This is a genomic window from Pedobacter terrestris, from assembly GCF_052343045.1.
In the GTDB taxonomy this organism is placed as follows: domain Bacteria; phylum Bacteroidota; class Bacteroidia; order Sphingobacteriales; family Sphingobacteriaceae; genus Pedobacter.
Genome location: NZ_CP180264.1, coordinates 4,420,207 through 4,438,703 on the forward strand (window position 1 = coordinate 4,420,207; position 18,497 = coordinate 4,438,703).

The 18,497-nt window shown below is 38.6% G+C and carries 19 protein-coding genes; 1 reads left to right on the forward strand and 18 read right to left on the reverse strand.

The window, feature by feature from the left end; all coding sequences use genetic code 11:
- Window positions 1–177: 177 nt before the first annotated feature.
- The 15 genes from ACJVDH_RS18885 to ACJVDH_RS18955 form a co-directional block, all read right to left on the reverse strand.
- On the reverse strand, window positions 178–1,590 hold the full coding sequence (locus ACJVDH_RS18885) for a transglycosylase SLT domain-containing protein (RefSeq protein ID WP_443944955.1): 1,413 nt from the start codon (window positions 1,588–1,590) through the stop codon (window positions 178–180).
- A 91-nt stretch (window positions 1,591–1,681) separates the two neighbouring features.
- Entirely contained in the window at window positions 1,682–3,100 is a 1,419-nt protein-coding gene (gene gatA, locus ACJVDH_RS18890; protein ID WP_443944956.1) for an Asp-tRNA(Asn)/Glu-tRNA(Gln) amidotransferase subunit GatA, read from the reverse strand.
- A gap of 17 nt (window positions 3,101–3,117) precedes the next feature.
- Complete coding sequence (locus ACJVDH_RS18895; RefSeq protein WP_443944957.1) at window positions 3,118–3,318, reverse strand: Sec-independent protein translocase subunit TatA/TatB; 201 nt, start codon at window positions 3,316–3,318, stop codon at window positions 3,118–3,120.
- An 11-nt stretch (window positions 3,319–3,329) separates the two neighbouring features.
- The gene (locus ACJVDH_RS18900; RefSeq protein WP_443947638.1) at window positions 3,330–3,683 is read right to left on the reverse strand and encodes a Sec-independent protein translocase subunit TatA/TatB; all 354 of its coding nucleotides are present in this window, start codon (window positions 3,681–3,683) and stop codon (window positions 3,330–3,332) included.
- Window positions 3,684–3,732: 49 nt separating this feature from the next.
- Entirely contained in the window at window positions 3,733–5,037 is a 1,305-nt protein-coding gene (locus ACJVDH_RS18905) for a murein hydrolase activator EnvC family protein (protein ID WP_443944958.1), read from the reverse strand.
- Window positions 5,038–5,163: 126 nt separating this feature from the next.
- Window positions 5,164–5,955, reverse strand: a complete 792-nt coding sequence (locus ACJVDH_RS18910; protein ID WP_443944959.1) for a DUF4292 domain-containing protein — start codon at window positions 5,953–5,955, stop codon at window positions 5,164–5,166.
- On the reverse strand, window positions 5,933–7,627 hold the full coding sequence (locus ACJVDH_RS18915; RefSeq protein ID WP_443944960.1) for a tetratricopeptide repeat protein: 1,695 nt from the start codon (window positions 7,625–7,627) through the stop codon (window positions 5,933–5,935). Before ACJVDH_RS18915 ends, ACJVDH_RS18910 begins: the two co-directional genes overlap by 23 nt.
- A 29-nt stretch (window positions 7,628–7,656) precedes the next feature.
- The gene (gene dut / locus ACJVDH_RS18920; protein WP_443944961.1) at window positions 7,657–8,091 is read right to left on the reverse strand and encodes a dUTP diphosphatase; all 435 of its coding nucleotides are present in this window, start codon (window positions 8,089–8,091) and stop codon (window positions 7,657–7,659) included.
- Window positions 8,092–8,129: 38 nt separating this feature from the next.
- A complete protein-coding gene (locus ACJVDH_RS18925) occupies window positions 8,130–9,611 on the reverse strand; it encodes an oligosaccharide flippase family protein (RefSeq protein ID WP_443944962.1) in 1,482 nt (493 codons plus the stop codon).
- Between the two features lie 36 nt (window positions 9,612–9,647).
- A complete protein-coding gene (locus tag ACJVDH_RS18930; RefSeq protein ID WP_443944963.1) occupies window positions 9,648–9,944 on the reverse strand; it encodes an acylphosphatase in 297 nt (98 codons plus the stop codon).
- An 80-nt stretch (window positions 9,945–10,024) separates the two neighbouring features.
- Window positions 10,025–10,969 carry an NAD(P)H-dependent flavin oxidoreductase gene (locus ACJVDH_RS18935; protein ID WP_443944964.1) on the reverse strand — a complete coding sequence of 315 codons (945 nt, stop codon included), beginning with the start codon at window positions 10,967–10,969 and terminating at the stop codon, window positions 10,025–10,027.
- Window positions 10,970–10,987: 18 nt separating this feature from the next.
- Window positions 10,988–12,154 carry an amidohydrolase family protein gene (locus ACJVDH_RS18940; RefSeq protein ID WP_443944965.1) on the reverse strand — a complete coding sequence of 389 codons (1,167 nt, stop codon included), beginning with the start codon at window positions 12,152–12,154 and terminating at the stop codon, window positions 10,988–10,990.
- Between the two features lie 9 nt (window positions 12,155–12,163).
- Complete coding sequence (locus tag ACJVDH_RS18945) at window positions 12,164–13,063, reverse strand: DUF6263 family protein (protein WP_443944966.1); 900 nt, start codon at window positions 13,061–13,063, stop codon at window positions 12,164–12,166.
- Between the two features lie 12 nt (window positions 13,064–13,075).
- Window positions 13,076–13,849 (reverse strand): zinc-dependent peptidase, encoded by a 774-nt coding sequence (locus ACJVDH_RS18950; RefSeq protein WP_443944967.1) that lies wholly within the window; start codon window positions 13,847–13,849, stop codon window positions 13,076–13,078.
- Window positions 13,850–13,908: 59 nt separating this feature from the next.
- Window positions 13,909–14,934 carry a Gfo/Idh/MocA family oxidoreductase gene (locus ACJVDH_RS18955; protein ID WP_443944968.1) on the reverse strand — a complete coding sequence of 342 codons (1,026 nt, stop codon included), beginning with the start codon at window positions 14,932–14,934 and terminating at the stop codon, window positions 13,909–13,911.
- A gap of 91 nt (window positions 14,935–15,025) precedes the next feature.
- Here ACJVDH_RS18955 and ACJVDH_RS18960 point away from each other — a divergent pair, with 91 nt between their 5' ends.
- Complete coding sequence (locus tag ACJVDH_RS18960) at window positions 15,026–15,370, forward strand: hypothetical protein (RefSeq protein WP_443944969.1); 345 nt, start codon at window positions 15,026–15,028, stop codon at window positions 15,368–15,370.
- 84 nt (window positions 15,371–15,454) lie between these two features.
- Here the strand turns inward: ACJVDH_RS18960 and ACJVDH_RS18965 are convergent, their stop codons facing one another.
- The 3 genes from ACJVDH_RS18965 to ACJVDH_RS18975 form a co-directional block, all read right to left on the reverse strand.
- Entirely contained in the window at window positions 15,455–16,132 is a 678-nt protein-coding gene (locus ACJVDH_RS18965; protein WP_443944970.1) for an OmpA family protein, read from the reverse strand.
- Between the two features lie 173 nt (window positions 16,133–16,305).
- Complete coding sequence (locus ACJVDH_RS18970) at window positions 16,306–16,995, reverse strand: ABC transporter ATP-binding protein (protein WP_443944971.1); 690 nt, start codon at window positions 16,993–16,995, stop codon at window positions 16,306–16,308.
- A 2-nt stretch (window positions 16,996–16,997) separates the two neighbouring features.
- Window positions 16,998–18,470, reverse strand: a complete 1,473-nt coding sequence (locus tag ACJVDH_RS18975; protein WP_443944972.1) for a DUF5687 family protein — start codon at window positions 18,468–18,470, stop codon at window positions 16,998–17,000.
- Between the last annotated feature and the right edge of the window lie 27 nt (window positions 18,471–18,497).

Consider the following 18,497-nt stretch of genomic DNA (forward strand, 5'->3'; position numbering starts at 1 on the left):
TAAGTAACGTATTAGTGACGCTGCAAATGTACAATTCTTTTACTACGAGCGAAATAAATAAGGGATCATTTAACAAAATGACGACTTACTGCTGCAAGCCACTGGCATTTCTGCACCATCAAAGTGCAGAATAGAAACACACGCTCAATTTTACAACGTAATGGCTGCAAACTCCCTTTAACCTTTGCTAATTTTAAGCACCATACCTGGCTGAAGAGCCGCTTTTTTAAGTCCGTTGTCGCTCTTGATCCGTTGAACAGTTGCTCCATTAAATTTTTCGGCGATGCCAGAAAGTGTGTCTCCAACTTTTACCTTATAACTTAAATAGGTTTCTAGTGTTTTTGTAGGCAAACTTCCTTTACGCAGAACTTTTAATTTCTGCCCCGGAACGATAGAATTGCCTTTAAGGCTGTTCCAAACTTTAAGATCTTGCACCTCTACGCCATACTTGTTTGCAATTGCGCCTAATGTTTGGCCACTGCTTACTTTATGGTAAACCGTGTTGGAAGCTGCAGGTGCTTTAACTGTTATAACCTTCATTCTACGCAAATCCCGTACATCATCTGTACCAGCTTCTACTATGCGGGTATCGGTTACGAGATCAGAAGTATTTAACACATTATAGACTGCAGTATAATCTGTGCCCTTAATAATTGGCATTATAATGCGTTTGGGTTCTTCGTCTGTGCCATTTACAATTCTCTTCTTGTACGATGGGTTCAGGGCGAATAATGCATCTTCATCCACATCTAAAGCTTTAGCCAGCAAAGGAAGTGAAACAAAGCGGCTGGTTTGCACGGTATCTGTTTTAGCAAACAAGGTACTCGCCTGTGGAGAGATCTGGTGTTTACCGGCATAATTCATCACGTAAACTGCAGCGATAAAAGCAGGCACATAATTGCGGGTTTCTTTAGGTAGAAATTGCCTAAGCACCCAAAAATCGCGAGAGCCGGATTTATCAATGGCGCGGGTTACATTTCCCTTTCCACAATTGTACGCCGCAATGGCCAGAAGCCAATCGCCAAGTTCTTCAAAAGCATCTCTAAAATATGCCGCAGCAGCGTAACTGGCCTGTATAGGATCTTTTCTTTCATCTACAAAATTATCCATTTTTAGGCCATATGCCTTTCCGGTTCCGAACATGAACTGCCAAATGCCCGTTGCGCCAACTTTAGAAATAGCATGCGGATTCATCTGCGATTCTACGATTGTAAGGTATTTTATCTCTTGAGGGATATTATAATCACGTAATGCTTTTTCAAAAATTGGAAAATAATACCCCGAAAGGCCAATCATTTTACCAAACATATCTTTGCGCTTTGCATAAATATCTATATACTGCTGTACGTATTCATTATACGGTAAAGGCACAACTTTAGTAATGGAATCTAAGCGGAGTTTGTATATATAATTCTGGCCAAGCAACAATGGATTTTCTGCAACTTGCGGTACCGCAGTTGTATCTGAATTGATAAAAATATTGTTTTGAATTTTTGGAAGACTATCCAGTTTAAGCGTTTGTTGTGCAGAAGTTGTACTTAGGAATCCGAAAGTTGCACAGATAGAGGTTAAAAGTAATTTTTTAATCATGGGCTATTTGATTTCTACACGCAACCATGTCAAATGCACGTCGAGGTGTTAAAGTACACTCAACAAAACATTCGACATGGCTGTAGAGTGCTTATTTTAAAAAAGCCTGAGAAAAAGCCAGAAGCTTATCTTCCTCAAAATGTTTGGCTGTAAATTGAATACTTAACGGCAAACCTGCCGCATTATTGCCTAATGGCAAAGCAATCGCCGGATGTCCACTCAACGAGGGCAAAACGGTAAATATATCGGCCATGTACATCACCAATGGATCTTGTACATTATCGCCAATCTTAAATGCTGGTGTAGGCGCAACTGGAGAAAGCAAGAAATCAAAATCCTGTAACATTTCGTCCATTTTCTCGCGGATTAAGCGACGTACTTGCTGCGCTTTTTGATAATAGGCATCATAATAACCTGCACTAAGCACAAAAGTACCCAAAAGTATTCTGCGCTTTACTTCTTCTCCAAACCCTTCAGCTCTTGACAATTTGTACAGCTCATTTAATGATTTTGCGTCTTCATTGCGATGTCCATAATGCACGCCATCATATCTGGATAAATTAGATGAGGCTTCTGCAGTGGTGAGGATGTAATATGCCGGCACCAAATAATCTAATAGATCGAAAGACACATATTCTATTGTGTGTCCAGCAGTTTTTAGATTTTCTATAGCCGATAGAATCGCATCTTTAACTTCAGCATCAAGGGCTTCATTCTCTATTGTTTCTTTCAAAACAGCAATTTTTTGCTGTTTAGATTCCTGAAGCTTAGAAAGATAATCGGGAACAGCTAAAGTTGAAACGGTAGAATCGTCGTCATCTGCTCCTGCTAAAACAGATAAAAGCAAAGCGGCATCTTCTACAGAAGATGTAATTGGCCCGACCTGATCAAAGGAAGAAGCATATGCAATAACGCCATATCTGGAAATCCGGCCGTAAGTGGGTTTCAAACCAATTTGGCCGCAAAAGGCCGCAGGTTGACGAACGGAACCACCGGTATCTGTACCGAGTGCAGACAAACACATATCTGCTTGAACGGCAACTGCCGACCCACCGGAAGAACCACCGGGAACAAGTTCTGGATTGGCTGCATTTTTTACCGCGCCGAAATAGGAAGTTTCATTTGAACCGCCCATTGCAAATTCATCGCAATTTAAGCGGCCAATAATGACTGCATCTTCTTGCAGCAAACGTTTAACAACGGTAGAAGAGTAGGGCGATACAAAACCCTCCAGCATTTTAGATGAAGCCGTAACCACATGATCCTGATAACAGATATTATCTTTAATACCGATAACCATGCCAGCAAGTTTCCCCGCAGTGCCGTTTTCTATTTTCTGCTGAACAGATTTCGCCTGCACTTCTGCCGAATAAAAAAACACCTCATTAAATGCATTGAGGTGTTTGTGATCTTCTATCTGTTGAAGATAGTAAGCCAGTAAATCGGGTACAGTTAATTGCTTTTGCGAAATGAGTATTTGTATCTCTTTAAGAGAACTGTATTTCTTCAAAACTTAAAATTTAGCAATTAAGCCGTTTTATCGCGGTTTGACGGATCTACCTGATCTCCATCTGCACCATCTTTTCCTTCTTTAAATTCTTTAACACCTTTACCTAAACCACGCATAAGTTCAGGAATTTTTTTACCGCCGAAAATCAACAAAATCGCAACTACGATTAAAATGATTTCGGGTGTTCCAAGCATTGCTGCTATTGTTGTATTTAACATGATATTTGGTTTTAAACTTTTTGACTTTCAACTTCTTTTTTCTCTTCTGAAGCAGTACCAGGAGTTGTTGCAACTGTAGGTTCTACCTTTTCATCAACAGGGGTTTCTTCTGTTGGATGGTGGCGTTGATTGTTGCTGGCAACCGTACTTTCTTCCTCTTTATCTACATCCATAGAGTTGATATTGCGGTGAATTTCACGTTTTACCCCATCAGATGCGTCTTTGAACTCTCTGATTCCTCGCCCCAAGCCTCTTGCCAGTTCTGGTAATTTTTTACCTCCGAACAACAAAAGTACCACTACCAATATGAGCACGATCTCTGATCCGCCCATATTTAAAAATTCTAATAACGTGCCTTGATACATCACTAATTACATTTTATACAAATATAGACATTTAAAACTGTCTATGGGTTTATTTACTGATCCAGGCCTCAGGGTTTAAGGTTGCTTGCCCCCTTCTAATCTGGAATTTTAATACGGCATCATCACCGGTATTGGCTACAGCACCAATAACTTCTTTTGTATCTACATCACTTCCGGTAGAAACTTTTATATCTTTCAGGTTTTGATAAACTGTAATATATTCACCATGCATAATAATTACCACGCCTCTGCCCTGTATATATTGTACGGTCAAAACTTTACCTGCAAACACAGCTCTAACTGCAGCTCCGTTTGAGGTGGTAATATCTACACCATCATTGGTATAAGACGCCAGATCCACTTTGTGCAAACCATATCTTTCGGTTATGGTTCCGGTGGCAACCGGCCATGGTAAGCGGCCTCTGTTGTTTTCAAACCCAGCAGATAATTTTGCTGCTTCTGGCGTTGCGGTAAGCAATTCGCTAGTGGTTTTCTCCCGTACTGGTGCAGTTGGCGTTGCTGTAGGCACTGGCCGATTTTCTGCCTTTGCTTTTGCCGCAGCAGCAGCAGCTAATCTGGCTTCTTCAGCAGCTTTTCTACGCGCTTCCTCAGCGGCTTTTCTTCTTGCTTCTTCAATGGCACGCTGAATGGCCAGCTTAATTGCGCGATCGATCTGTGCCTGTTGTTTTTTCTTCGAAGCAATATCTTGCTTAAACTGCTTTTCTTGTTTACTCAATTTATTTAATGCAGAAGATTGCTCGCTTTTATCTTTACCCAACTTATTCCTTTCGCGCTCTTGCTCTTTAAGTAAATCGCTCTTTTCTTTAAGGGTTTTATCCAAAACCTTAATTTTACCATTCAGATCTTGCTGCGTGGTTTCTATATAACCTGCCTGTTTTTTGCGGTATTGGCTAAACTGTTGCAGATATTTAATCCTTTTATATGCCTGGTTAAAATCTTTAGCCGCAAAAATAAACATCATTTTATCGTATGCATTTCTATTGCGTTGTGCAAAACGGATCATTGCGGCGTATTCTTTTTTAAGATCGCCCAGCTGACCTTGTAATGTATGTACGGTATTGGTATTCTGAGAGATTTGGTTATCCAGATTTTTTATTTCTGAGTTGATGGTTCCAATCTTATCCTGACGGAGCCTGATTTGCGCATTAATGGTATTAATTTGCTGTAAAGTGAGCTTTTTACCGCTGGCAGCTTTATTCAAATTCTTCTGCAGCTGCTCAATTTCACGTTGAATTGCTTCCTTTTTTCTGCGCAATTCATTTTCGGTTTGTGCCCTAGCCGAAAAGGCAATTACACTAAAAAACAGGATAAATACGAGTTTGTGTAGCTTCATTAAGCCAAAAGTATAAAAAAATGTGTAGTAAAAAATATTAAAAGTGAGATACTCAGGGTATAGCAGCCATTGATGAAATGTTCTTCACTTATTCTTCATCATAAACATAGTGAAGTGTTGCTATAGCTAATTTACCTCAGTAAACCTTTTTGGTACTGTAAACGGAAATTCTAACGGAACATTGCCATCAATTTTCGTAAACTGAAGAATAATATTAATCGTTTTCCCTTTAGATAAAGTGTTTATTTCTAATGCACTTGGAAAAAGTGAATCATTCAATTTCTGGTAATCGGTATAATTTACTTTTACAGACTGACCGTTTCTGCTGTCGCTTAGATTGGTTTCAGAAACTTTTAGTAATGTATTAAACAACAAGCGATAATCCAGATCGCCTTTTCTGCCTGAAAGTTCAGTACCACCACTTTGTGAATTCAGTTTAGATTGCGCATTAAGTAAATCTTCACTCGCATTGCCCACCAAAATTGCCTGTAAAGTATTAAATGTAAGTTGTTTATTGGCATACCTATATAAGTAACTAAAGGGCTGATTTACATATTGACTTTGAAAGCGATTGATAATTTTTACACTATCGGGTGTAATCAAAGCGCGCGCAACTTCTGCCATTCCGCCCAAAGCGGTAATGCTTACCCAAATCACTTCTTTATCTTTAATCCGAAAATTCATGGTTACATCATTAGATTTTCCGGCAATATCTAAACTGGCTTTAGCCTTTAAAGCAAGTGTGTTAAATTTAAGTTGTTTGGCGCTAATCTTGGCCAGCATTTCTGCTTTTGTACGGTCTACCTCGGTTTCTAGCGGAGCCTTTGGCGCAACAACAATTTCTTTTTTTGATTTACATGCCGAAATCAGCACAATTGATGCAATAAGGAACAGACTATTTAATGTATTTCTTTTCATTGATTTTCTTAATTAAAACATCAGATCCATTGCCGGCAGATTTAGCCTTTATCCACTGGATTACAGCACCATCTTTATCTCCTTTGAAATATAAAATATCTCCGTAACGTTCGAGGTAAACACCATCCTTATTGGTATTGTTTTGGAGTGCTTTCTCTATCCATTGCTGCGCCAAATCATATTTCTGCTGTTTAAATAAAATAAAAGCATAGGTATCTGCAACAGAAGGATTATCCGGCATAGCTTCTGCGGCCAATTTGGCATACGCGGCTGCTTTCACTAAATCGTCATTTCGCAAGGCGAGATAATACGCATAGTTATTCATGATCAGATAATTTTGCGGCTCAAGCACTAATGCTTTTTCGAAGCAAACTTTCGCTTGATTAAAATTATTCTGATTGATATAAATATCGCCTTGAAGTGCAAAAATCTGTGTTTGTAAAGCTTTATTCTCCGTATCCAGCTGCAATGCAAGTTTCAGATTAGCCAGAGCAGCATCGGCTTTGCCACTTTTAAAAAGTGCATAGGCAGAATAATAATATAGACTGGCCTGGTTTGGGTAAAGGGTTAGCGCTTCATCAGACAATTTAATGGCTTCGGCATATTTTCCCATCAAAGTTTGGAGATTTATAGTTTGTTCCCAAACCGCATACACCTGGTCGTCCAACTTCAATGCTTTTTGATATTGTTCAAGTGCCAGGCTGAGATTGTTTTGTTGATACAGCACGTCACCATAGAGTGCCTGAGCTTTTGCTGCCTCCGGATTCGATTCTGCCATCATTCTAGTCATTTCATTCAGATTGGTGGCAACCACCGGCGAATTAATTGCAGGAAACATGGCGATAACAATTTTAATTTTTTCTGTAAGAGGCATTTCTGCACTTTTAAAAGCTTGTTTAAGTGCGGCAAATGCAGCTTCGTCATTCTTCTGCCGGCGGTAAACGTCTGCCAAAGCCAGGTTAACTTCAAAATCATCCGGAGAAAGTTGCTGCGCTTTAATGAGTACTTTCGAGGCTTCAACAATATTTCCTTTTTGAAGCAGCAAACCGGCAGCATACAAGTAATTTTTGCTATCGGCCTGGTTACCTTCAAGCAACTTTATTATATCACTTTCTGATTTAGTTTCTACTTGCTGAAATCTTTTGCGTGCATTTTCCAAATCGCGCGAATTGCCAAATTTCTGTTCAATCTGGTTGTAAACAAATTTTGATGAATCGGCTTTGCCAGACAAATAAAACGCATTGGCTTTATCAAAATAATAAGCATCATTTTCAGGATCTATGTGAATTAACTGATCAAAAACACCAATCAATTCTGGCATTCTGTTGCCGCGTTTGTAAATCTCGCTCAATAACCTCCAATACCAAACGTTCTCTGCGTTTAAAGCAACCGCTTTTTTTATATTTATTTCGGCCTCTGCCAGTTTATCTTGTTTAAAATCTGAATTGGCAAGTTCAAAATAAGCAGCGTGATTTTTAGGATCTACACCAATTACTTTTGTAAAGTTGCTTGATGCCATTACATAATTTTCATTCAGTTTTTCCCGCAAACCTGTAAAAAACAAGAATTTAACCATATTGCTATCGCGATTGTTTGTGGTTAAAACTGGCTCCTGTGCAAACGCCTGTGTTGAACAGGCTATGGAGGCAAAGAAAAATAGTTTTTTTAGCATCTGTAAAATCCGGTTGGTATTTATTTGTTTTAAGCTTTTCCGGTATGGCCGTAACCACCTTCACCTCTTGCTGTTTCCGAAAGTTCTTCTACAGGCAACCAGTTTACCGTTTCGTGCTTTGCAACGACCATTTGCGCAATGCGCTCGCCATTTTGAACGGTAAATTCTGTATCTGATAAGTTTACGAGTAAAACTTTAATCTCTCCGCGATAATCTGCATCTATTGTACCCGGTGCATTTACAATTCCAATACCGTGTTTGTAGGCCAATCCGCTTCTTGGTCTAATTTGTGCTTCAAAACCTACAGGCAGTTCTATGTATAAACCTGTTGGAATGAGCGCACGTTGAAGTGGTTTAAGCGTTATAGCTTCTGCCAGAGCGGCCCGCAAATCCATCCCGGCAGCATGTTCTGTTTCATACTTTGGAAGCGCGTGTTCTGATGTATTGATAATTTTGATATCCATTTGCATTTTAAAATAAGGAGAAGGTTACAGTTTCGGATCTAACGTTTCATCATTCTTTTCAGATCATTCTTCTCAAAATAAACAATGCCGGCGATAAATGCAATCAATAGCGCATTTCCGACGTAAATATTGCGATGAAAAACGAAGAAAGAAGCAAAAACAATAACTGTGGATATAATTAAATAAGCCAAGATTTTCTTCAAATTATAAGGTATTGGATAATATTTTTGACCCAAAACGTACGATAAGATCATCATCACAAAATAAGCCATCATACTTACCCAAGCAGACCCCATATAACTGTATTTCGGAATTAGAACAAAGTTGAGCACAATGGTTATGAATGCGCCTGCAACAGAAATATATAAACCAAAACGCGTTTGATCTGAAAGGCGATACCAAATAGATAAATTCATATAAATACCCAGGCAAACATAACCCAGCAACAAATACGGAACTGCAGGCAAACCTACCCAGTATTCTTCGTTACGAATAAAATATTTAAGAATTTCGATATTGGCAATAATGGCAATAAACAGCACTGAAAGTGCAATAACAAAGTATTTTAAAATATCTGCATATATATTTCTTGCATTTTTCTCTTTTGCGTGACTAAAAAAGAAAGGTTCTGCGCCAAGTCGGAATGCAGTTATAAATATGCTGAGGAATATGGCAATTTTACAAACTGCACCATAAATTCCGACTTCGCCATTGGCGATATCCACCGGAAGCAATTTCTGAAGTACAATTTTATCGAGGTTCTCATTTACAATAAAGGATAAATTGGCAACAAGAATTGGCCAGCTGTATGAAAACATATCTCCAAAAAGTTTCCGATCGAACCGCAATTGCAATTTTAAAAACTCTGGCAATAAATAAAGTAATGTAACGATTGATGCAATTAAATTGGCCAGAAACACATAACCAATCCACTGGTAGCGGTACCAGCCAGAGAGCCATTCTGCACCAATCCAATGGTGTTTAATTACCGCCGGAACCGCAAAAATGAAAAACAAATTGAAACCTACAAAACAGCCAATGTTTAAAAATTTTGCAACGCTGTATTTAAAAGGACGGCCATCTGCACGGAGTTTTGCAAAAGGAATAACACATATTGCATCAACAAAAAGTATCCAGAGAAAAAAACTCACATACTTTTTGTAATCCATTATTTCTGCCGGTTTTGTAGCCAGATACGCCGCAATTGAGCTGGAAAACGTTAATCCTGTTAGGAGAAAAAGTGTGGAGATAAAAGCAATACACAAAAAAGAATTGTTGTAAACCTGTTGTTTCCGATCTTCAAACTTATTCAGATACCTGAAATAAGTACTTTCCATTCCAAAAGCCAGAACGGCATTAATTAAGGATGCATTGGCATACATATTGGTGAAAATACCATACACACCTTTTTTGTACACACCTGTGTAAATGGGCGTTAAAATAAAATTGAACAATCTGGAAAATACGGTACTGATACCGTAAACCATAGTTTGCCCCAAGAATTTTTTATATACAGACATGATTGATTTTTAAAAATAGGGTGGCCTGACCAGCGATTACCACAACAGGTTTTTCTTAACTACCTCAAAATTGGTGAAATTTTTCAGGTCGCTTTCTGTAACCTGCACAGCCTCTACAACGGCTTTCTCCGGGCCTTCATTGCACCATTCTAAAAACATATCGATTGTGGTTGCACCAGCTTCGGCTTCTATAAGAACGGAACCATCTTTCTGGTTTTTCACATAACCTTTAACGCCCATTTGATCTGCAACGGCCTTTGTACTTGCACGAAAAAACACGCCTTGAACTTTACCTGTAACTACGATATTGAGATGCTTAATATTACTACCCATAAGTTTTTTTATGTTACAAAGGTAAAAAGATGAGGCATTAATCCGCTGAACAAAATCAGTATATTGATTTGTTCGGCATTCTAACTGAAAAGGCTTGCCAAACGGCTTTTCTCTTGTAAAAACCCTGCCCAAATTTCATCAAGAATTTCTTTCGCTGGTTTTATTTTATTTAAAACTGTGGCAACTTGTCCAATTTCGAGTTCGCCATTTTCGATATCACCTTCAAACATACCGAGTTTGGCGCGTGCGCGACCAAGAAGATCAATCAATTCCTGGCGGTTTGCGCCGTTTGCCTCTGCATTAGACACGGCATCTGCAAAATCATTTTTCAGAAGCCTTACTGGTACCAGTTTTTTCATTGCCAAACGTGTATCGCCTTCTGCAGCATTTATAATTTTAGATTTAAAATTTGAATGAGCAGAGGATTCTTCTGCAACAGCGAAAGCAGAACCTACCTGAACGGCATCTGCGCCGAGCGCAAACGCAGCCAGCATGGCCCTTCCATCGGCAATTCCGCCAGCAGCGATTACAGGAATGCGAACAACATCTTTGATCAACGGAATTAAACACATGGTTGTTGTTTCTTCTCTTCCATTGTGCCCGCCGGCTTCAAAACCTTCTGCTACAATGGCGTCAACCCCGGCTGCCTGGGCTTTCAACGCAAATTTAGAATTTGCAATAACGTGTACAACCAAAATTCCATTGGCTTTTAAATGAGCTGTCCACGTATCCGGATTTCCGGCAGAAGTAAAAACAATTTTAACGCCTTCTGTAACCACAACATCCATCACTTCCTGAATATTTGGATAGAGCAATGGAATATTTACGGCAAAAGGTTTTTGTGAATGTGCTTTGTATTTTTGGATGTGTCTGCGCAGAACTTCCGGATACATCGAACCAGCGCCGATAATTCCCAATCCGCCGGCATTTGAAACCGACGCCGCCAAACGCCAGCCACTGCACCAAACCATTCCAGCCTGAATAATCGGAAATTCAATATCGAATAATTTGCAAATCGGATTCATAGGTATTTAATTGTATAATCAACACAGCTTTTCTACCAGATCGCCCACAATTGTAAAATCATCTGACAGCTGAATTAAGTTCAACCCGGGCTTTTTACCAATTTCTATTGAACCAAAAACATCATCTTTCTCCAAAAATTCGGCACCATTCCATGTTGCCCATTGCAACAAATCGGTAAAAGGAATTTTTTTATGCACTTGTAAAGTCTGCATTTCTGCCAAAATATTCAACTGACTGTTGCTGGCCAAACTATCTGTACCCAAAGTGATTTTTAATTTTTCTTTACGCATCAAATCTACATCTGGTAAGCAATTTTCTATATACAAATTTGCCTGCGGGCACAAACACCAATACAGTTGCTGTTTATTTTGTGCGGCAAATTCCAGATCTTCTTTTGCGGTTACTGTATTGTGCACCATCAAAATTTTCTGATTGGGGATATTTGGCAACCAGGTTTGTAACGAGGTTTTTCCTGATGGGGTGAAAAACGAAATATCTAAACCTAAAAAATCATATAACTTTAAAAACCCGCCTGTTTTACTCAGGAAAAAATCATTTTCATCATTCGTTTCCTGATTATGAATACTGATAATTTCGTTTCCTTGCCGGGCTACATTGGCAATTTTTTGCAATAACGGTACGGATACAGAATAAGGCGCATGCGGCACAACAGCCGCAGGCAAAGGCGCAAATTGTTTTTTGGTGCTCAGGGCAAAATCCATAATAGCATCTGCCCGATCGGGATTAAAACCCATTGCTTCTACAAAAGTATGGTAATAGATTTTACTCGATAGTTTTATCTGTCTGGATACAATCTGATTGGAAATATCGCCAACAGCAACAATACCATTTTCGGCCATTTTTGTATCGGCAAGTTGCATTGCTTGCAGCACTTCATCTGTCTCGCTTTGTCTGTTCTTAATAATTTGCTGCACAAATTCTACCAAACCTGTATGTTCAGGAATTTTATGCAACATGTGCGAAAGTTCCAGATGGCAATGGGTATTTACAAAACCCGGAACAATTGCACCGCTATGTTTTTGAATGTCAAGATCGAGTGCGAACGCTTCATCTTCCGTTAAAACTTCTTTAATCACACCTTCAGAATCAACAGCGATAACGCCGTTTTGAATGGGGGAAGTGCGTACCGGAAAAATCCAGTCTGCAGAGATATATCTGAGCATTTTTAGCAATTATTTAATTTCTTTTCCTTCTATTCTATTAATTCCCTGCATTTCAAATTCTATGGTTTGCCCGGCAGTTTGCATCGTTCCGGTTAAATCTACTCTGCTGTGGCTTTTAAGAATAAAACCTGTTGCCAGATCCAATTCTGCATCGCCAATATTTGTTCCTGACAAATCCGATTGAATTTCGTTGCCCATATTTTTAAACGAACCTTTTGATACGAGTGTGCCGCGTAAATCCAGATAAGCAATACCGTCTTTCACTTCCGTAAGTGTATAGGTTGTGATGGTTTCAATAGGCATAGAAATTTGCATTTTTGAATTAATAACCCAACTTTCGCCAATTTTAATGGCCTTTTCCGGATAAATTTTCAAAGACGTTTCCATAGTGTGCCGCATAGATTCTGCATTAAACTGCTGACTTAAAGTTGCTTTTATCTGCTTTACGGCAACAGAATCTTTTGAGGACCGGAAAGCAATATCACTAATCATTTTATCTACACCAACAACAGTTTTTACTTCTCCGTTTGGCGTTAATGACATCGTAAAACCGGCGTTTGTTAAGCCGCGCAGCGGATTATTTTTTGTGGTATCAGAATCATTAGAATCTACATTCATGGTATTTCCCATGGTAGAAGATTTCATAAACATGCGGTTGTAAATAACTTCGACATCTTTAAGTCGATCGTCGCCATTTTTGACATTGAAGGTATAATCCGTCCCGATATTCTGATTCATATTCATGGTTTGCCCACCAACCTTTTGTGTGATAATCTGATCAGAAACAATACTGAAATCGTATTTTTTCCCGATGGGAAAATTTTGTTTAAGGTGAAACGTTTTTTGTGCAAAGCTATTTACACCCGCCAAAATCAAAATAGAAAGAACGGTACTTTTTAATGCGTTCATTGTTTTATGCATTTAACCTGCCGGTTGCTGAGCAAAAATCCGGCTCAGCTGATGGTATAAATCGGGATGTTTTTCTTTAAGTAAATCAGGGCGTTCAAAGAAATACTCAGAAACCACGGCAAAAAATTCGGCCTCGTTTGTTATTGCGTAAGGATTAATGTCAGATTTATTTTCTTCAATTTTCTGCATTTCTGCATGCATCATTTTCACCCAAGGCAAAGTATATTCATGGGCGATTAAATTTTCAGGAATGCCATCTGTAGCGCCATCAGATTTATCTAAAAGATGTACAAATTCGTGAATGGCGGTATTTTCTTTTCCGGCACTTTTAGAAAAACCATGTCGCAATGCAGATCTGGATAAAATCATCTGTCCGTTCATATAACCCGTACCAACCATACCCATAATGTTGCGTTCGCCACCTTCAAATTGGAAGTCTTTATTAAAGGTATCCGGATAAAGTAAAACGCTGCTTAGATTCTGATATTGCCAATCGTCAAATCCAAAAATCGGAATTACAGCGCTTGATGCAATCAGTAATTCATCAAGTGTGGTCATATCCAAACCAACACCTTCTATGCGCACCTGATTAAAAAAGGCCGCAATTTTTTGTTCAAACCTAAGTTTGTCTGTAGAATCCAGATTGTGGTAAAACGATACATAATCATCCAGAATTTTTCGATCGGTTTCGGTTAATGGCTCAATTTCCGGTTTCTTTTTTTTAACAATAAAATAGATTGTTAAAATGGCAATCGGGATCAGGTAAGCTAATGGCAGGCTATTCATATATGAGATGGCTAGAGAGAATATTTGCAATGCTAATAAGCACAATGTATTTTCAAAAATCAGGATTCGATAATTTCCAGTTGAGTTAAGACCTGATCACGCGTTACCGGGTAAGGCTTACGGCCAACTAATGTTGCATAAATGGCATCGAAAAGTGGGGTATATGTTCCTATTTGTGAATAGACGTCTTCCGTTTTAATGGTTCCATTTTCAGAGATTGTCGTTAGCTTCCCTTGCATTCCCTGGGCTTCAACACCATAACCTGAATCGCCAATTTTCATTCCGCCAAGAAGTTGTTCTTCCTGAACATCTGCACGTGGTTTAATTAAACTTCCTTCTGTTCCGTGTAATACAAATGCAGGCTGAGGATTTAATGAAAGCATGGTTGCGGTTACAAATACCGTAATATCATCCGGAAAGTTAAGTTGAATGCTAAAATAATCATCAACTAAGGTTCCTTTTCTATTTTTTGTAGTGGTTTTAGTAAAATGTAGTGGTTTACCGAATAGAGAAATTACCTGATCCAATAAATGCGGACCCAAATCGTACAATAAACCGCTGGCTTCAATTGCTTGCTCTTTAAAAGCTTTCGGCCCGATTACATTTCTATACCGATCGTAACGCACATGCATTTCTACCAGTTTACCAAGTTTTTTCTCCTGAAGAATTTTCTTCACCGCAAGGAAATCACTATCCCATCTCCGGTTTTGATAGAAAAAAATCTGTTTACCCAAATTATCTGCCAAGGCGAACAGTTCCTTTGCCTGAGCGACGTTTGCAACAAATGGCTTTTCGACCAAAATATGTTTGCCGCTCTGTAATGCGGCTTTTGCATGTTCAAAGTGAAGATTGTTGGGCGTATTGATTACAACCAGATCGATTTTCGTATCTGCAAGTAAATCAACTATGGTATTGTAGCTGATCACTTGAGGATAAACTTCATTGGCTTTCTTGGTATTCCTTTCGGTAACCGCATATAAATTAAAACCGGCATTGGCCTGAAAAAAAGGCGCGTGAAATACTTTTCCAGACATACCATAGGCTAAAAGCCCTACATTAAAAACTTGATCTGCTATTGTGCTCATAGCCAAAAATACAATTCTGCTTTCAGCTTAATGACAAAGTCCAAACCTTTTAAGCGGTTCTGCATTCCTTTTTTACACTATCTTTGCAATTATGAAACCAGCAGAGATTAATGCGAAATGGAAAGCGCTTCAGATAAAAATTTCTGAAGAATTTGATTCTGATACGCCAGATTTAAAAGTGATACTTTTTTTAATCGGCGTACAGGAACTGGGAAAGGGCGGCATAAAATTCAGCAAACGCCAAAAAGAAGAACTGATGCATATTGCAACGTGCAGACTTTTAAGTGAGATGGGATTTTATGAACTTGAAGGTTTAGATCAGGATGGCTGGCCACATTGGAAACTGGTAAAACCGCTTCCGCCTTACACCATGCTGGAGCAGGAAATGCTGATGAAATCTTTAATAGTTGGCTATTTTGAAGATATTTATTCTTAAATCTTAAGAGTAAAAAAGCCCTAATGTTAGGCACATTAGGGCTGAAGGTATGTTTGTCTTCTGTTAAGAAGGTAGATGCAAATGTTAACCTTGTTTTTCTGCAGTTGCTTTCAATTGATCGTTGGCAACGATCACAATTTCTACACGACGGTTTTGGGCTCTTCCATCTTCTGTAGTATTATCTGCAATTGGTTCTGCAAATCCTTTACCAATGGTCACCAATCTTGATGATGGTACACCTTGAGAAACTGCATATGCTTTTACAGCGGCAGCTCTGCGCTCTGATAAACCTTGATTGTATACTTCTGTACCTTTATTGTCGGTATGCCCGATAATTTTAATATCCGTATCCGGATATTGATTTAATGAAGCAGCAAGACTTTGCACATTGGTTTTAGCTGCATCCTTTAAGGCTGTTTTATCAAAATCAAACAAAATACCACTATCAAATTTTACAATGATCCCTTCACCCTCGCGAATCACTTCTGCATTTGGAATGGCTTTCTGAATTTCTGCTGCCTGCCTGTCCATTCTTCTACCGATGAATGCACCTGCGGTACCACCAATAGCACCTCCAATTAAAGCGCCAACAGCGGTATTCCCTGCTTTTTTACCAATTAAGGCTCCTACAACACCTCCGGCAGCCGCACCAATACCTGCGCCTTTCTGTGTTTTAGTTAAACTATCGCAGCTTTGCAGCGCCATAGAACCTATTGCCAATCCTATACTTAATGTCGCTATTCTTACTTTCGAGATATTCATAATATTAGTAGTTAATAATCTTCTCCATCGCTTTCAAACACAATGCCAAAATTCAGAAAATTTAACTTTTACCCGTTTTAATCACTTTCAAAATAAAATTCAATCGATTAGTGCATAAAAAAACGGAGATGCTTTTACAGGCATCTCCGTTAATGTATCATTCTTAGTACAAACTAAGCCGAAAAATAGCTTTCTAACTCTTTGAGAGTATTTTCATCAGTTTTAAAATCTTTAATAATTTGTCCTTTTTCTACCAGAATAATGCGATTGCATACATCTGTTACGTGGTTCAAATCATGACTGGAAATAAATGTTGTCATTCCAATTTGTTCTTTTAACAGCTTTTTCAAGCGGATTTGAGTGGTTGGATCCAGATTGGCAAAAGGTTCATCAAGAATCAGTATTTCCGGATTTTGCATCAATGCGGCGGCAATACCCACTTTATTTTGATTTCCTTTACTAAAATCGCGAATGTATTTTCCGCTGTTTAGAATTTCGTTATTGAAAAACTCTGTGTATTGCAGCAGATAATTGCTCACATCGGCAACACTTAAATTGTGCAAACTGCCAATAAAGGTGAAATATTCTTCAGGTGTAAGATAATCAATCAGAAAACCTTCATCCAGAAAAGACGCGGTATAGTTTTTCCAGTTATCGTTTTTCATTACATTTTCGCCTTTGGATAATACTTCACCTTCTGAAGGGCGAATCAAATCCAATAGCATTCTAAAAAAAGTAGTTTTTCCGGCGCCATTATTTCCGACCAAACCAATAGTTTCGCCCGGCACAATTTCTACATGTTCTATGTTTACAACTGTTTTATCGCCGTAAACCTTTTTCAAATTTTTTACTTCTAAAATCATAATTATTCTCTAAAGCCTTCGGCTATTTTATATCGTTGTAATTCAAATCTTTTGGTGATGTAGTTTACCCAGAAATTACGCATTAAAAGCATAATTAAGCCAAATACAGAAACAATGGCCAAACCCAAATATGGTTTATCCATCATGCCAAATGGCACATACAGCAGAATTGGAGTTAATGCGTAAGGGAACATAAGCAACCATTGCGTAGCGCCTGTTCCCTGATAATTGAAACTTGCGGCTTTGCTTATATCCAGTCTTTTGTAATTTAAAGTAGCCAGGTATAAAACGACGACTGTTCCAAAACCAATATTATACAGATATGCCGCAAGATGCAACAGCAACAACTTCGGACTTAAAAACCCATAAAAGCTGGCGAGTAAGGTAATAATGGTACAACTAATTGTAAAGAGTAAAAACTTAGCTTTTATAAATTCTTTAGCATTGATTTTGTTGGCCAGAATACCATCAAAATGCGCACTTTGCCAAGCGAACATGAACTGTCCGTAAATAATTACCGAAATTCCGGTCATGAAAATCGCACCAAACATCATCTGTCCAAATGCATCTGCAAGAAGCGCCTTTTGTTTGTAAAACAAAAAACCATAAAAAAGGAAAAGAAAACCCATAATTACAGATGAACGTGGCCTTTTGTGCCTCAAAATCAGTTTCAGTTCAAGCGCAGCGAGTTCGCCAACACGCCCAAAACGATTTAAAAATGCGTAATCTGTACTCGCTTTGGTTTCACTTTTGCTGCCCAGTTCTTCTGTATACAGGTTTTTCCGCAAAAAGTTAGCGTTGATAAAAAATATAATAGCGGCTGCAAGCGTAAAAGCAAACCCTAAATATGGATGCGCGGCAATCTGGCTGAAAACTGCATTTGAACCGGCCATAACGGAAATAATTTTGAAATATTCCAGTGCAGCAAAAAGACCAAAAATAGCAAGTCCGGTGATTGTATACCATACATTTGTAATCGATTTACGTTTTATATAAAGTGCAAGATAATTGCAAAATATACTTAGCGAAAATATTGAGACGATATACATTAAACCAGTGAAGGCTCCGAATTGCGGAAAAATTTTAATAAATATAAAAGGCAGGAAAATAAAAAACGGCCAAAGGTTAAAAGCAGAAAAAAGTGCCTTTACATTGAGGAATTTTATGATCTGATTTCTGGAGATTTTAAGGTGCAAATACGGCACAATACTAAGCGTTGGCAATTCTTGAAGCTGCAACCTCATGATAAAATCGAGCGCGAAATAATACAAAATAATACCGTTAAAACTCTGTATTGGTGTTTGTTTCGGGAAAATCTCTTTTAAGATATAAGACATTCCGAATCCGGCCAGAAGCGCTAGTGCAAAAAAGTAGAGCATAAAAAAGCCGAGCACAATTTGTCCGGCAATGCTGCTGCCGCGATTTCGTGAACGCCAGAATGATCTCCATTGGTGGCTTAAAAAAATTTTCAGCATAGTGATTTAGTTAATAGATGTCTGTTG

What these genes read in the sequence shown, in the direction of transcription:
- ACJVDH_RS18900 (WP_443947638.1), bottom strand. Translation starts at nt 3,683, where the DNA reads ATGTATCAAGGCACGTTATTAGAATTTTTAAATATGGGCGGATCAGAG.
- dut (WP_443944961.1), bottom strand. Translation starts at nt 8,091, where the DNA reads ATGGATATCAAAATTATCAATACATCAGAACACGCGCTTCCAAAGTAT.
- ACJVDH_RS18970 (WP_443944971.1), bottom strand. Translation starts at nt 16,995, where the DNA reads ATGATTTTAGAAGTAAAAAATTTGAAAAAGGTTTACGGCGATAAAACA.
- ACJVDH_RS18960 (WP_443944969.1), top strand. Translation starts at nt 15,026, where the DNA reads ATGAAACCAGCAGAGATTAATGCGAAATGGAAAGCGCTTCAGATAAAA.
- ACJVDH_RS18915 (WP_443944960.1), bottom strand. Translation starts at nt 7,627, where the DNA reads ATGCTAAAAAAACTATTTTTCTTTGCCTCCATAGCCTGTTCAACACAG.
- ACJVDH_RS18905 (WP_443944958.1), bottom strand. Translation starts at nt 5,037, where the DNA reads ATGAAGCTACACAAACTCGTATTTATCCTGTTTTTTAGTGTAATTGCC.
- ACJVDH_RS18885 (WP_443944955.1), bottom strand. Translation starts at nt 1,590, where the DNA reads ATGATTAAAAAATTACTTTTAACCTCTATCTGTGCAACTTTCGGATTC.
- ACJVDH_RS18930 (WP_443944963.1), bottom strand. Translation starts at nt 9,944, where the DNA reads ATGGGTAGTAATATTAAGCATCTCAATATCGTAGTTACAGGTAAAGTT.
- ACJVDH_RS18925 (WP_443944962.1), bottom strand. Translation starts at nt 9,611, where the DNA reads ATGTCTGTATATAAAAAATTCTTGGGGCAAACTATGGTTTACGGTATC.
- ACJVDH_RS18945 (WP_443944966.1), bottom strand. Translation starts at nt 13,063, where the DNA reads ATGAACGCATTAAAAAGTACCGTTCTTTCTATTTTGATTTTGGCGGGT.
- ACJVDH_RS18965 (WP_443944970.1), bottom strand. Translation starts at nt 16,132, where the DNA reads ATGAATATCTCGAAAGTAAGAATAGCGACATTAAGTATAGGATTGGCA.
- ACJVDH_RS18940 (WP_443944965.1), bottom strand. Translation starts at nt 12,154, where the DNA reads ATGCTCAGATATATCTCTGCAGACTGGATTTTTCCGGTACGCACTTCC.
- ACJVDH_RS18895 (WP_443944957.1), bottom strand. Translation starts at nt 3,318, where the DNA reads ATGTTAAATACAACAATAGCAGCAATGCTTGGAACACCCGAAATCATT.
- ACJVDH_RS18950 (WP_443944967.1), bottom strand. Translation starts at nt 13,849, where the DNA reads ATGAATAGCCTGCCATTAGCTTACCTGATCCCGATTGCCATTTTAACA.
- ACJVDH_RS18935 (WP_443944964.1), bottom strand. Translation starts at nt 10,969, where the DNA reads ATGAATCCGATTTGCAAATTATTCGATATTGAATTTCCGATTATTCAG.
- ACJVDH_RS18910 (WP_443944959.1), bottom strand. Translation starts at nt 5,955, where the DNA reads ATGAAAAGAAATACATTAAATAGTCTGTTCCTTATTGCATCAATTGTG.
- ACJVDH_RS18975 (WP_443944972.1), bottom strand. Translation starts at nt 18,470, where the DNA reads ATGCTGAAAATTTTTTTAAGCCACCAATGGAGATCATTCTGGCGTTCA.
- ACJVDH_RS18955 (WP_443944968.1), bottom strand. Translation starts at nt 14,934, where the DNA reads ATGAGCACAATAGCAGATCAAGTTTTTAATGTAGGGCTTTTAGCCTAT.